Annotated in this window: 10 protein-coding genes and 1 pseudogene; 3 read left to right on the forward strand and 8 right to left on the reverse strand. The window is 68.2% G+C overall.

Features of this window, described 5'->3' with window-relative positions; genetic code table 11:
• Positions 1 to 88 precede the first annotated feature (88 nt).
• Together fptA and ftpX are read left to right on the forward strand one after the other, a co-directional pair.
• Positions 89 to 2,248 (forward strand): Fe(3+)-pyochelin receptor FptA, encoded by a 2,160-nt coding sequence (fptA, locus tag PSPA7_RS04205; protein ID WP_034000074.1) that lies wholly within the window; start codon positions 89 to 91, stop codon positions 2,246 to 2,248.
• 69 nt (positions 2,249 to 2,317) lie between these two features.
• Positions 2,318 to 3,562 (forward strand): Fe(3+)-pyochelin uptake protein FtpX, encoded by a 1,245-nt coding sequence (gene ftpX / locus PSPA7_RS04210; RefSeq protein ID WP_012074242.1) that lies wholly within the window; start codon positions 2,318 to 2,320, stop codon positions 3,560 to 3,562.
• Between the two features lie 103 nt (positions 3,563 to 3,665).
• On the opposite strand, the gene phzM is transcribed toward ftpX, so the two are convergent.
• The 8 genes and pseudogenes from phzM to PSPA7_RS32365 form a co-directional block, all read right to left on the reverse strand.
• Positions 3,666 to 4,874 carry a pyocyanin biosynthetic protein PhzM gene (phzM, locus tag PSPA7_RS04215; RefSeq protein WP_012074243.1) on the reverse strand — a complete coding sequence of 403 codons (1,209 nt, stop codon included), beginning with the start codon at positions 4,872 to 4,874 and terminating at the stop codon, positions 3,666 to 3,668.
• 365 nt (positions 4,875 to 5,239) lie between these two features.
• Positions 5,240 to 5,884, reverse strand: a complete 645-nt coding sequence (gene phzG / locus PSPA7_RS04220) for a phenazine biosynthesis FMN-dependent oxidase PhzG (protein ID WP_012074245.1) — start codon at positions 5,882 to 5,884, stop codon at positions 5,240 to 5,242.
• Positions 5,885 to 5,909: 25 nt separating this feature from the next.
• Positions 5,910 to 6,746, reverse strand: a complete 837-nt coding sequence (phzF, locus tag PSPA7_RS04225; RefSeq protein ID WP_012074246.1) for a phenazine biosynthesis protein PhzF — start codon at positions 6,744 to 6,746, stop codon at positions 5,910 to 5,912.
• Between the two features lie 13 nt (positions 6,747 to 6,759).
• Positions 6,760 to 8,643, reverse strand: a complete 1,884-nt coding sequence (gene phzE / locus PSPA7_RS04230; RefSeq protein WP_012074247.1) for a phenazine biosynthesis protein PhzE — start codon at positions 8,641 to 8,643, stop codon at positions 6,760 to 6,762.
• Positions 8,640 to 9,263 (reverse strand): phenazine biosynthesis protein PhzD, encoded by a 624-nt coding sequence (gene phzD, locus PSPA7_RS04235; RefSeq protein WP_003157855.1) that lies wholly within the window; start codon positions 9,261 to 9,263, stop codon positions 8,640 to 8,642. The genes phzE and phzD overlap by 4 nt, the downstream gene beginning before the upstream one ends.
• Entirely contained in the window at positions 9,260 to 10,477 is a 1,218-nt protein-coding gene (gene phzC / locus PSPA7_RS04240) for a phenazine biosynthesis protein PhzC (protein ID WP_012074248.1), read from the reverse strand. Before phzC ends, phzD begins: the two co-directional genes overlap by 4 nt.
• Before the next feature lie 35 nt (positions 10,478 to 10,512).
• Positions 10,513 to 11,001 (reverse strand): phenazine biosynthesis protein, encoded by a 489-nt coding sequence (locus PSPA7_RS32360; protein ID WP_041025452.1) that lies wholly within the window; start codon positions 10,999 to 11,001, stop codon positions 10,513 to 10,515.
• Between the two features lie 33 nt (positions 11,002 to 11,034).
• Positions 11,035 to 11,520 (reverse strand): annotated as a pseudogene (locus PSPA7_RS32365) (PhzA/PhzB family protein); the annotation flags it as partial.
• A gap of 699 nt (positions 11,521 to 12,219) precedes the next feature.
• Between PSPA7_RS32365 and PSPA7_RS04255 the strand changes: the two are divergent.
• Entirely contained in the window at positions 12,220 to 13,224 is a 1,005-nt protein-coding gene (locus PSPA7_RS04255; RefSeq protein WP_012074250.1) for a methyltransferase, read from the forward strand.
• The last annotated feature ends 4 nt before the right edge of the window (positions 13,225 to 13,228 follow it).

The raw sequence follows: 13,228 nt of genomic DNA on the forward strand, positions 1-13,228 counted from the left end.
AAAGGCCGGCAATCGAAAAAGCCCGGGGGATGAATTCTTCATAATGATAAGCATTATCAAATCGTATATCCCCCGAGGCTGTCGAACGATGAAGACGGAGACGAAGGTGAACAAGGGACGCCAGGGTATCGCCCCTACTCGGCATGCCCCGCTGTGCCTGGGCCTGCTGCTGGCGCTGAGCCCGCTGGCGATGGCCGTGGCCGACGCGCGCAAGGACGGCGAGACGGAGCTGCCGGACATGGTGATCAGCGGCGAAGGCACTTCCGCCAGCCAGCCGCCGGGGGTGACCACCCTGGGCAAGATGCCGCTCAAGCCACGGGAAATCCCGCAGTCGGCCAGCGTCATCGACCGCGAGCGCCTCGAGCAGCAGAACCTGTTCAGCCTCGACGAGGCCATGCAGCAGGCCACCGGGGTCACCGTGCAGCCGTTCCAGCTGCTGACCACCGCCTACTACGTGCGCGGCTTCAAGGTCGACTCCTTCGAACTGGACGGGGTGCCGGCGCTGCTCGGCAACACCGCCAGCTCGCCGCAGGACATGGCGATCTACGAGCGGGTGGAGATTCTCCGCGGCTCCAACGGCCTGCTGCACGGCACCGGCAACCCGGCGGCCACCGTCAACCTGGTGCGCAAGCGCCCGCAGCGCGAGTTCGCCGCCAGCACCACGCTCAGCGCCGGGCGCTGGGACCGCTATCGCGCCGAGGTCGATGTCGGCGGCCCGCTGAACGCCAGCGGCAACGTGCGCGGCCGCGCAGTGGCGGCCTACGAGGACCGCGACTATTTCTACGACGTGGCCGACCAGGGCACCCGCCTGCTCTACGGGGTGACCGAGTTCGACCTGAGTCCCGACACCCTGCTCACCGTTGGCGCGCAGTACCAGCACATCGACTCGATCACCAACATGGCCGGTGTGCCGATGGCCAAGGACGGTTCCAGCCTCGGGCTGTCCCGCGATACCTACCTGGACGTCGACTGGGACCGCTTCAAGTGGGATACCTACCGCGCCTTCGGCTCCCTGGAGCAGCAACTGGGCGGCGGCTGGAAGGGCAAGGTCAGCGCCGAATACCAGGAAGCCGACTCGCGCCTGCGCTACGCCGGCTCGTTCGGCGCCATCGACCCGCAGACCGGCGATGGCGGCCGGCTGATGGGCGCCGCCTACAAGTTCAAGAGCATCCAGCGCAGCCTCGACGCCAACCTCAACGGGCCGCTGCAACTGTTCGGCCTGACCCACGAACTGCTCGGCGGGATCACCTACGCCCAGGGCGAGACCCGCCAGGACACCGCGCAACTCCTCAACCTGGCGGACACCCCGGTCAACGTCTACCGCTGGGATCCGCACAGCGTGCCGCGTCCGCAGATCGGCGCATATCGCTCGCCTGGCACCACCACGACCACCCAGAAGGGCATCTATGCCCTGGGCCGGATCAAGCTGGCCGAGCCGCTGACCCTGGTGCTCGGCGGCCGCGAAAGCTGGTGGGACCAGGACACCCCGGCGACCCGCTTCAAGCCGGGCCGCCAGTTCACCCCCTACGGCGGCCTGATCTGGGACTTCGCCCGCGACTGGTCGTGGTACGCCAGCTATGCCGAGGTCTACCAGCCGCAGGACCGCCAGACCTGGAACAGCGAACCGTTGCGCCCGGTGGAAGGCAAGACCTACGAGACCGGGATCAAGGGCGAGCTGGCCGATGGCCGCCTGAACCTGTCGCTGGCGGCGTTCCGCATCGACCTGGAGAACAACCCGCAGGAGGATCCGGACCATCCCGGACCGCCGAACAACCCGTACTACATCAGTGGCGGCAAGGTCCGCAGCCAGGGCTTCGAACTCGAAGGCACCGGCTACCTGACGCCCTACTGGAGCCTGTCGGCGGGCTACACCTACACCAGCACCGAGTACCTCAAGGACAGCCAGGTCGATTCGGGTACGCGCTATTCCACCTTCACCCCGCGGCACCTGCTGCGCCTGTGGAGCAACTACGACCTGCCCTGGCAGGACCGGCGCTGGAGCGTCGGCGGCGGGGTCCAGGCGCAGAGCGACTACAGCGTCGACTATCGCGGCGTGGACATGCGCCAGGGCGGTTATGCGCTGGTCAACCTGCGCCTGGGCTACAGGGTCGACGAGCACTGGACGGCGGCGGTCAACGTCAACAACCTGTTCGACCGCACCTATTACCAGAGCCTGTCCAACCCCAACTGGAACAACCGCTACGGCGAGCCGCGCAGCTTCAACGTCAGCCTGCGGGGCACCTTCTGATGCCCCGGCGGTTCGCTGGCCGCCGCCCGCAGGCGCCCGCCATTCCTTCCCGCCTCCCCGGAGACCGCCATGCTTGAGCTGTATCGCCACCGTCGCCTGGTCATCACCCTGGCGTTGCTCTACCTGTCCCAGGGCATACCCATCGGCCTGGCGATGGACGCCCTGCCCACCCTCCTGCGCCAGGACGGCGCGCCGTTGCAGGCGCTGGCCTTCCTGCCGTTGGTTGGGCTGCCGTGGGTGGTCAAGTTCCTCTGGGCGCCCTGGGTCGACAACCACTGGTCGCGCCGGCTCGGCCGGCGGCGCAGCTGGATCCTGCCGATGCAGTGCCTCGTCCTCGCCTGCCTGCTCGGCCTGGCGGCGCTCGGTCTCGGCGTGGCCAGCGCCGGCTGGGCGGTCGGCCTGCTGGCGCTGGCTTCGCTGGCCAGCGCGACCCAGGACATCGCCACCGACGGCATGGCGGCCGAGCACTTCAGCGGCGAGCTGCTGGCCAAGGTCAACGCGGTGCAGATCGCCGGGGTGATGATCGGCTTCTTCGGCGGTGGCGCCGGCAGCCTGATCCTTGCCGGCCACTTCGGCCCGCGCGCAGCCTTCCTGGTCATGGCCTGCGTGCCGCTGGCAAGCCTGTGCTGCGTGCTCGCCCTGGGCCGTGGCGATCCCCACGAACTACCCCCGGCGCCGGCCGCCAAGGCCAGCCTGCTGCGCTTCCTGCGTCGGCCGCTGGCGCCTTCGCTGCTGGCGCTGGCGCTGCTGTCGGCGATGACCGCGGTATCCGGCTTCGGCCTCTCCAAGCTGTACCTCAGCGATGCCGGCTGGTCCTTGCAGGACATCGGCCGGCTGGGCATGAGCGGCGGCCTGGTCACGGTATTCCTCGGTTGCGGCGGCGGCGCCTGGCTGGTCCGGCGGATCGGCCTGTGGCGCGGTTTCGCCCTCGGCGTGGTGCTCGCCGGCTGCTCGGCGCTGCTCTGGTATCTGCAGGCCAGCCGCTGGTTGGCGCTGAGCGAAGGACTGGCCTGGGCCTGCGTGCTGATCGGCTCGCTGGCTACCGGCATCACCTCGGTGGCGATCCTCACCGCGGCGATGCGCTTCGCCGGCCAGGGCGATCAGGCCGGCACCGACGTCACCGCGGTGCAGAGCACCCGCGACCTCGGCGAGATGCTGGCATCTTCGTTCCTGGTCAGCCTCACCGCACAGATGGGCTACGCCGGCGGCTTCCTCAGCGGCAGCGCCCTGGCGGTGCTGGCCCTGCTGCTCGCCCTGCGACTGCAGGCCCGCGAAGGGCGCGGGGAGTGGAAGGGGCGGGCGGAAGAGGCCTGAGACGCTGCCGATAGGAGCGCTGCGCCCGGCACCGCACGGACGCCACCTCTCCCGCTCGCGGGAGAGCTGGGAGAGGGCAGGCGCGGCGGCCTGCCCGGCCTTGCTAGCGCGGCCGTTCCACCTGGTTGCGGTAGCTGCCGGTGATCGCCTCCAGCGCCGCGCTCTTCTCGGTTTTCGGCCGCGAGGCAGCGGCCCATTCCTCTTTTTCCCGTTCGCGGTTGGCCAGGATGATCTTGTTGGCCATCGGCCGCCGCGCCTCCTCGTATTCGCGCAGGGCTCCGGCCACGTCGGCGTTGCGCGCCAACGCGGCGGCCAGCTCGATGCCGTCGAGGATCGCCTGCGAGGCGCCGTTGGCGCCCATCGGATACATCAGGTGGGCAGCGTCGCCGAGCAGGGTGATGCGTCCCCGGCCCCAGTGCGGCAGCGGATCGCGGTCGACCATCGGGTACTGCAGGATCAACTGGTTGCGGGTCAGCAGGTCGCGGATGTCGAACCAGCCCAGGTCCCAGTCGGCGAAGAACGGCAGCACGTCTTCCAGGCGCCCGTCACGGTTCCAGTCGGCCTCGTTGTCGAGCTGGCCGACGGCGGCGCTCGGCACCATGCACACCCAGTTCACCAGCGACTTGCCTTCGGCCGCGTGGCGCGCCGAGATGGGGTAGGCGACCAGGCGCGACCAGTGCTCGTCGTTGGCGACGATCATGGTCTTGCCGTCGAGGAAGCGGTCGAACTCGGTGACGCCGCGCCACATGGTGATCCCACCATGGGACAGCGGCCCCTGGTCGGGATGCAGGTGCGCGCGCACCTTCGAATGGATGCCATCGGCGCCGACCAGCACATCGGCACCGAGCGCCTGGGGCTTGCCCTGTCCGTCGCGGGCACCGATCAGCACGCGGCCGTCGCGCTCCTTGATGCGCTCCACGCCGAGGCCGGTGCGTACCGCCTGTTGGCCGAGGCGTTCGCGCACCGCGGCGAGCAGGATCATCTGCAGTTCGCCGCGGTGAATGGAGTACTGCGGATAGGCGTTGCCGGCTTCCACCCCGCGCGGCTCGGACCACACCGTGGCGCCGCTCTGGTCGATGTAGCGCAACTCGTGGGTGGGGATGGCGGTTGCCGCCAGCGCCGGGCCGAGGCCCAGTTCGGCGAGGGCCTCGACCGCCGCCGGCTGGATATTGATGCCGACGCCGAGGGGGCGTATCTCGCTGCTGCTTTCCAGCAGCGTGACCTTGCCGATGCCGGCCTGGTGCAGGGCCAGGGCGCAACTGAGGCCGCCGATGCCGGCGCCGGCGATGAGGATATCGATGGGTTCGCTCATGGGTGCTTCCTTTTCTCGAGTGTTCGAATCGATGGATGTTCGGTTGCGACGGATGAGCGCTTGCGATCATCCGCCGTGAAACGCCGATGGCGGTATTCGCCCTACGGCCCGATTCCGAGACCGCGTGCGGTTAACCACCGTGAAACGGGTGGGCTCCGAGGCCGCGTGGGGCGAATAACCGCTTGCGGTTATCCGCCATGAAACGTCGGCGCAGCGGCGGATAACGCCGGTGGCGTTATTCGCCCTACGGCCGGATTCCGAGGCCACGTGCGGTTAACCACCGTGAAACGGGTGGGCTCCGAGGCCGCGTAGGGCGAATAACCGCGTGCGGTTATCCGCCATGAAACGCCGACGCTACGGCATCGTCACGGTTGCAGGTAGCGGTGCCTCCAGCCTCCCTCGTCGCGGTCGTAGCGCAGGCGTTCGTGCAGGCGCTCGGTGCCGTTGCCCCAGAACTCCACCGACTCCAGGCACAGCTCGAACAGGCAATAGCCCGGCGGGCGCGGCAGCGGGCCGGCGGTTTCGGCCAGGCGGCGGGCCTCGGCGCGCAGGGCGTGGATGTCGGCGAGGGTCTGGCTCTGCCGCGAGGCGATCGACATCGGGTGGGTCTGGTACGGGCGGCTCAGCCACTGGGCGTCGGCACGCTCGTCGGGCAGGCGTTCGGCGATGCCGTTGAGGATCACCTGCTGGCTGCTCTCGCGCCAGTACAGCACTCCCGAGGCCCAGGGGTTCTGCGCCAGTTCGCGGCCCTTCTGGCTGTCGGCGTGGGTGGCGAACACCACCCCGCGCTCGCCGAGTTCGGCGATCACCACGATCCGCGTCGATGGCCGGCCCTGCCCGTCGACCGTGGCCAGGGCCAGCGCCCGCGGCTCGCGCACGCCATAGCGGCGGGCGCGTTCCAGCCAGTTGCGCAGGACCTGCATGGGGTTCGCCGGCGGCGCCTCGAACTCCGGGAAGGCGGCTTCGATGGTCCCGGTGAGGGACTCGGAGATGTTCGGGTTCACGCCCATGGCGGCGCTCCTTTGCTCTGGGGGTTCACAGGTAGGCCCGGCCTTCGGCGAAGGCCGCGCCGTTGCCCGACACTTCCACCGCCGAGACCCGTTCGCCGGCACCCTCGGCGCGCGCGTACATGCGCGACGGCCGGCCGATCTCGACGCCCTGGAGGATCTCGATCTGCTGCCCGTAGGGGATCTGCCGGTGGCGCGCCAGGTGGATCGCCAGCGGCCCGGCGGCGGAGCCGGTGGCGGCGTCCTCGACCACGCCGTAGGCCGGCGAGAACATGCGGCTGCGCCAGTGCCGCCCGGCGCCGGCGAAGCAGTTCACCGCCAGGTCCGGGAAGTCGCACAGGGCGCGGTGGTCGGGGTGCAGCGCGGACAGCGCGGCGACGCTCTCCAGGCCGACGAAGACGTGGCGCGGACCGTTGCGGTAGACCTCGATGGGAAAGGTCGAGCCCTTCAGGCCGAGGGCGGCGAGCAGCTCGGCCGGGCGGCCGAAGTGCTCCCAGGTGGGGATCGGCTGCCGCATGCTGCAGGCCACCACCTTGCCGTCCTGGCGCTCCAGGGTGAAGGGCACGGTGCCCATCCTGGTCTCCAGGAACAGGCTGTCCTTGTCGGTCTCGGCGCCCAGGGCGATGGCGGTGCCCAGCAGCGGGTGGCCGGCGAACGGCAGTTCGTTGACCGGGGTGAAGATGCGGATGCGCGCGTCGCCGTCCTCTTGCGGGCGGAGCACGAAGGTGCTCTCCGACAGGTTCATCTCCCGCGCCATGCGCTGCATGCGCTCGCCGCTGAGGTCGTCGCAGTCGAAGAACACCGCCACCGGGTTGCCTTGCAGCGGTTCGCTGGCGAAGGCGTCTATCACGACATATCTGTGCATGGGGTCTCCTGGCTCAGGGCCGCCGCTCGACCAGCGCGTGGCGCAGCAGGTCGGCGATGATGCGCGGACCCTCGCGGGTCAGCACCGATTCGGGGTGGAATTGCATGGAGGCGAAGCGCGGCCCGCGCAGGGCATGGACCTCGCCGGTCTCGCGGTCGCGGCTGATCTCGATCGGGCCGACCTCGGGGATCTCGATGCGGTCCTGCAGGGCGCGCGCGGCGAAGGTGTTGTAGAAGCCGACGCGCTCGGCGGCGCCGAACAGGTCGATCTGTTTCTGCACGCCCTGGTTGGGCTCCTGCCGGCGTTGCAGGTCCAGGCCCAGGCACAGGCTCAGCACCTGGTGGCTCAGGCACACGGCGAGGAACGGCCGGCGCTCGCTGAGCAGCGAGCGGATGGCCAGGTGCAGGTGGCCGATCTTCGGCTGGCCGACCTCGGTGGGGTTGCCCGGGCCGGGGCCCATGATCACCAGGTCGTAGCCGTCGAACGAGTACGGCTCCTGGAAGCCGCGCACGCTCACCGCCAGGCCCAGCGACTTGAGCTGCTTGGCGATCATCGAGGTGAAGGTGTCCTCGGCGTCGACGATCAGCACCTCGCGTCCGGAGAGGTCGGCCTGCAACTGCTGGCGCTCGCTGGCGCCGCGCAGCCAGAAGTCGGCGATCGGCGCGTTGCGGCTGGCCAGCGCCGCCACCACGTGCGGATGCGAGCCCAGGCGCTGCGGTGCCTGGCTCTTCAGCGCGGCGATCAGCCCGGAGGCCTTGGCGCGGCTTTCCGCGGCCTCGCCGCGGGGATCGGAGTGGCGCACGATGGTCGAGCCGACGCCGATGCGCAGGCGACCGTCGGCCTCGATCTCGGCGGTGCGGATCAGGATCGCCGAGTCCAGCGTGCGCCCGCCCTGGCCGTCGCCGCCAATCAGCGCCGCGACCCCGCTGTAGTAGCCGCGCCCCTGCGGCTCGTAGCGGCGGATCACCCGGCAGGCGCTTTCCAGCGGGCTGCCGGTGACGGTCGGGGCGAACAGCGTCTCGCGCAGGATCTCGCGCACGTCGCGGTTGCTCTGGCCCTCGATGAAATACTCGGTGTGCGCCAGGTGCGCCATCTCCTTGAGGTAGGGACCGAGCACCCGGCCGCCGTCCTCGCAGATCCGCGCCATCATCTTCAGTTCCTCGTCGACCACCATGTACAGCTCGTCGGCTTCCTTGCGGTTGTCGAGGAATTCCATGACCTCGGCCAGGTCCGGCCCGCTCGGCGGATAGCGGTAGGTGCCGCTGATCGGGTTCATCACCGCCAGGCCGTCGCGCACGCTGATGTGCCGCTCGGGCGAGGCGCCGACCAGGGTGCGTTCGCCGGTGTGGATGATGAAGGTCCAGTAGGCGCCCTTCTCACGCAGCAGCAACTGGCGGAAGAAGCTCAGCGCGCTGGCCGTGGCGTAGCCGTCGATGCGCGCCTGGAAGCGCCGCTTGATCACGAAGTTGGCGCCTTCGCCGCGGCCGATCTCGTCGGCGATGACCCGCCGGACCACCTCGGCGTATTCCTCGTCGTCGAGGTCGAAGCCTTCCTCATCCAGGGCCAGTGCCTGGTTCGGCAGCAGCGCCAGGGCCTGTTCCAGCGGCAGCAGCTCCTGCTCCAGGACCTTCAGCGCCAGCAGCGGCGCGCCGTCGTCGAGCGCCTCGAAGCCGCGCTCGGCGATCTGCCGGTAGGGAATCAGCGCCAGCAGGTCGTGGCGCGGCAGGCCGGCGCCGGGCTCGTCCAGCGGCAGGTCGGCCAAGCTGCGCAGCTCGTGCGCCTCGCCACGGATCACGTCGAGCAGGCCCGGGCCATTGCTTTCCGGACGGTAGAGCAAGGCGAACGGCGCCGGCCGCTCGAGCAGGCGTTGCAGCAGCGATGGGGGCAGGCCGTTCATGCGAGCACCTCGTCGGTGGTGACCACCATCGCGCAGCGGCTGGCGGCGTATTCCAGGGCCATGCGGTGGTGCGCCTCGCTGAAGTCGGCGATGGCGTCGGCCACCAGGAACGGCTGGATGTCGTTGGAGTAGGCGTCGACCGTGGAGATCAGCACCCCGACGTGGGCATACACGCCGCACAGCACCAGTTGGTCGCGGCCGGCGGCGCGCATGCGCTGCAACAGGTCGGAGTGGAAGAAGGCGCTGTAGCGCCACTTGGTCAGCAGCCAGTCGTCCGGCCCCGGCGCCAGCTCCTCGACCACCTCGCGGTCGGCGGGGCTGGCGCGCATGCCCGGGCCCCAGAAGTCCTTGAGCAGGCCGCGCTGCTCCTCGGTCATGCTGCCCGGCTGGGCGGTGTAGGCGATCTGCACGCCCTGCCCGGCGCACCAGCGGCGCAGCCGCGCGGCGTTGGCCACCAGGTCGGCGCGCAGGCTCGCCGGCAGCGGGCGCAGGAAGTAGCGCTGCATGTCGTGCACCAGCAGCACCGCGCGCGCCGGCTCCAGGTTCCAGCGCGCCAGGTTGGCCGGCAGCTGGCCGGCGGTCGGCAAGGGATAGGCGAGGATTTCGGGAATGCCGCTCATGCCACGGTCTCCAGGGGGAAGGTTGCGCTCGGGATCGCCTGCGCGCCGGACCAGGCCATCACCGCGCTGAGCGCCTGCCAGGGGTTGAGCCGCGGATCGCAGAGGCTGGTGTAGTGCCGGCCGACCTGGTGCAGGCCGCTGGAATCGGCGACGCACTCGGTGACGTCGTCCGGGGTGGTCTCCAGGTGCAGCCCGGCGGCCACCCCGCCGGAGCCGGACACCGCCAGGCGGAACGCCGCCACCTCCTCGGCGATGCTGCGCACCAGGCGGGTCTTGTTGCCGCAGGGGGCGACGATGGTGTTGCCGTGCATCGGGTCGCTCAGCCAGATCACCGGGTGCCCGGCCGCGCGCACCGCCTCCACCAGCGGCGGCAGGCGCTCGCCGACCTTCTGCGCGCCCATCCGCGCGATCAGCGTCAGGCGCCCCGGCTCGCGGCGCGGATCGAGGCGCTCGCAGAGCGCCAGCAACTGCTCGCGGCCGATCTCCGGGCCGACCTTGCAGGCCACCGGGTTGAGCACCTCGGCCAGCAGCGCCACGTGGGCGCCGTCGACCTGGCGGGTGCGCTCGCCGATCCACGGCCAATGGGTCGAGCCGAGGTAGACCCGGCGCTGCTCGTCCTCGCGCAGCATCGCCAGCTCGTAGTCGAGCAGCAGCATCTCGTGGCTGGTCCACACCGGCGAGGCGTTCGCCTCCTGCCCGGAAGCGGCGTCCCAGCCCAGGTGGCGCATGACGTTGCGCGCCGCCGCGTAGCCCTTGAGGATCCGCTGCGGATCGGCCTGGCGCCGCTCGGCATGGGCCTCGCGGCCGTTGACCATGTCGCCGCGGTAGACCGGCAGGGTCTGCCCGTCGACCTGCTCGTGCGGCTTGGAACGCGGCTTGGCGTACTGCCCGGCGATGCGCCCGACGCGGATCACCGGACGCTTGCCGGCCAGGCGCAGGGCGCCGGCCAGTAGTTCCAGCACCGCCGCCTTGCGCGCCACGTTCTCGGCATGGTGGTCGTCCATGTCCTCGGCGCAGTCGCCGCACTGCACCACCAGCGCCTCGCCGCGCGCCACCCGCGCCAGGGTCGCGCGCAGGGCCAGGATGTCGCCGGCGCGGATCAGCGCCGGGCTGCCGCGCAGGTACGCCTGCACCTCGCGCAGCCGCGACGCATCGCCCCACTCGGGTTGCTGCAGCGCTTCGCAGCGCCGTACGCGTTGCAATAGATCGTCCATGCTGGGTCCCCCTTCGGCCGGAGATATCGATTCGATCAAGTGGGAATGCCTTCGCGTTTTATTTCCGGAACCGGAATGCTCAAGGCGCGCAGTTGCTGGAATACATTCATGAACTCGCGGTTGCGTTTTATCTTGCCGTCTTCGAGTTCGAAGGAATGCAGGAAGTGATTTTCGTAATAACCTTCGGGATAACCTGGAAAGAGAATCTTGCCGTGGCCATCGCATTCGACCCAGAAATGATTGGGGTCGTCGGTTCCGAATATCTTGATGTTGTACCACTCCCAGTCGGGAAAACATTTCAATGACCAGACGGCATGTTCTGCAAGTTTGTCCTTGCCGCGAATGACGATCGGTTCGCCGGTATCGGTGGTCCACAGGCCGCCGCAACCATCCTCGACGAAAAGTTCATGGCGGCGCAGGCGATCCTGGCCCTTGGTATTCATGTATTTTTCTACGGTGGCGCGATTCTTTTCGCGAAGTTGCTCGGTTTCGCTGTAGTTGGAAAGGCTGGTCGTGTCGGGCATCTTTGCTACTCCATGGCGGTCGATGACATTCGAACTGGGAAGGCCTTCACGTTTTATTGAAGGCACGGGAATTCCCAGGGCGCGGAACTTCTGCAACGGATTCATGAACTCGCGATTGCGTCTTATCCGGCCGCTCTCGAGTTCGAAGGAATGGATGTAGTGGTTCTCGCAATAGCCCTCCGGGTAGCCGGGCAGCAGCACCTTGCCGCGTCCGTCGCACTCCACCCAGAAGTGGTTCGGATCGTCGGTCTCGAAGATCCGCACGTTGTGCCACTGCCAGTCGGGAAAGCACTCCTCGAGCCAGCGCTCGAGCCGCGCCAGGCTCTCGTGGCCTTGGAAAACCAGGGGCTCGCCGCTGTCGGTGGTCCAGTTCCCGGCGCAGCCATCGGCGTGGAACAGGCGGTGCCGCTGCAGCCGCTCGGCGCCCTTCAGCGCCATGTAGCGCTCCACCGTGGCGCGATTCAGGCGCCGCATTCGCTGGATGTCGACCGGGGTATCGCTGTAGCGCTGGCCGCTCATGCCTGCCTCCGGGAGGTCTCTCGGGTATGCCGGGGGAAAACTTCTTCCATGCGGCAGTCGTCATTCGTCGAGGCGCGGGAGTTCGTCGCTCCGCAAAGGAGCGAGATTCGATGCGCACACTATTTACAGGGGCCTTGAAATCCCGCGTTACATGTCGTCGTTCGCGTTTTCGACTTTTCGAAAGGCAATAGAAATTCCCTGTCGGGTTTCCATTGGAAACCTTTTGGTAATGAGTTCGTAATGCTTTCGTTAAGTTGCGACGGACGAGGTCGCGGAGACTTTCAGCGTGATTCCGTGAAGTAGTTCAAATAGCCAGCATCCCTGTTCGCTGATGTGGATTGCATAAAACACAGAACGATCGTGCCGGCTCAACTACAAGATCTGGTAGGTGCCAGACAGGGTATCCGTAATTGCTAAGCTGGGCTTCCCCGCACCGTCGCTGGCTGTGGCGAAGTTGTCATTTCGTACTTTCGATAGACGGGGAATAGCTCTGGAACGGGCGCTTCGAATATTCCGGAGTTGTTGTTGCACCGAGATCCAGGTGGCGCTGGCCCCCAAGGGGTGGGCGCATTTTCTTCTCAATGATCCGAATGAACTTTTGCGTTCTGTGGTGTTTTTCGCCATGGCGGTGAAAAGTGCGAGTTAGAGCGCTCGGATAGTTCTCGGGTTACAGAAATGTGTAACGAGAGAGAATAAAACATGAACAACACGAATCTTGCTGCTGCGCGCGATTTGATACAAGTTGTTACGGGGGAATGGAAGTCGCGTTGCGTCTACGCCGCCACGCGGCTGGGGCTGGCCGACCTGATCGAAAGCGGGGTCGACACCGACGAAGCCCTGGCCGCCGCGGTCGGCTCCGATGCCGAACGCATCCACCGGCTGATGCGCCTGCTGGTGGGCTTCGAGATATTCCAGGGCGATGCCCGTGGCGGCTACACCAACACCCCCACCAGCCAGTTGCTGCGCGAAGCGCCCGGCTCCTTCCGCGACATGGTGCTGTTCTACGGCGAGGAGTTCCATGCCGCCTGGACCCACGCCTACGAAGCCCTGCTCGGCGGCACGCCGGGATTCGAGCTGGCCTTCGGCGAAAGTTTCTATGCCTACCTGCGTCGCTGTCCGGACGCCGGCCGGCGCTTCCTGCTGGCGATGAAGGCGAGCAACCTGGCCTTCCACCAGATCCCCGATCTCCTGGACTTCCGCGAGTGCTGCTTCGTCGACGTCGGTGGCGGTTCCGGCGAACTGACCAAGGTGATCCTGGAAGCCGAGCCCAGCGCACGCGGGGTGATGCTCGATCGCGAAGGTTCGCTCGCCGTGGCCCGCGACAACCTCGCCGGCCTGCTGGCGGGCGAGCGTGTCAGCCTGGTGGGCGGCGACATGTTGCGCGAGGTGCCGGCCAACGGCGACTTCTACCTGCTGTCGCGGATCATCGGCGACCTCGACGAGGCCGCCAGTCTCGTCCTGCTCGGCAACTGCCGCCAGGCGATGGCCGAGGACGGCCGGGTGGTGGTGATCGAGCGGACCATCTCGGCCAGCGAACCGTCGCCGATGTCGGTGCTCTGGGACGTGCACCTGTTCATGGCCTGCGACGGCCGCCACCGCACCACCGAGGAGGTCGTCGGGCTGCTGGGGCGTGGCGGCTTCGCGGTGGAGCGGATCGTCGACCTGCCGATGGAGACGCGCATGATCGTCGCCGCCAGGGCCTGAGCCG

Origin of the sequence: Pseudomonas paraeruginosa PA7, assembly GCF_000017205.1 — a bacterium.
Taxonomy (GTDB): Bacteria; Pseudomonadota; Gammaproteobacteria; order Pseudomonadales; family Pseudomonadaceae; genus Pseudomonas; species Pseudomonas paraeruginosa.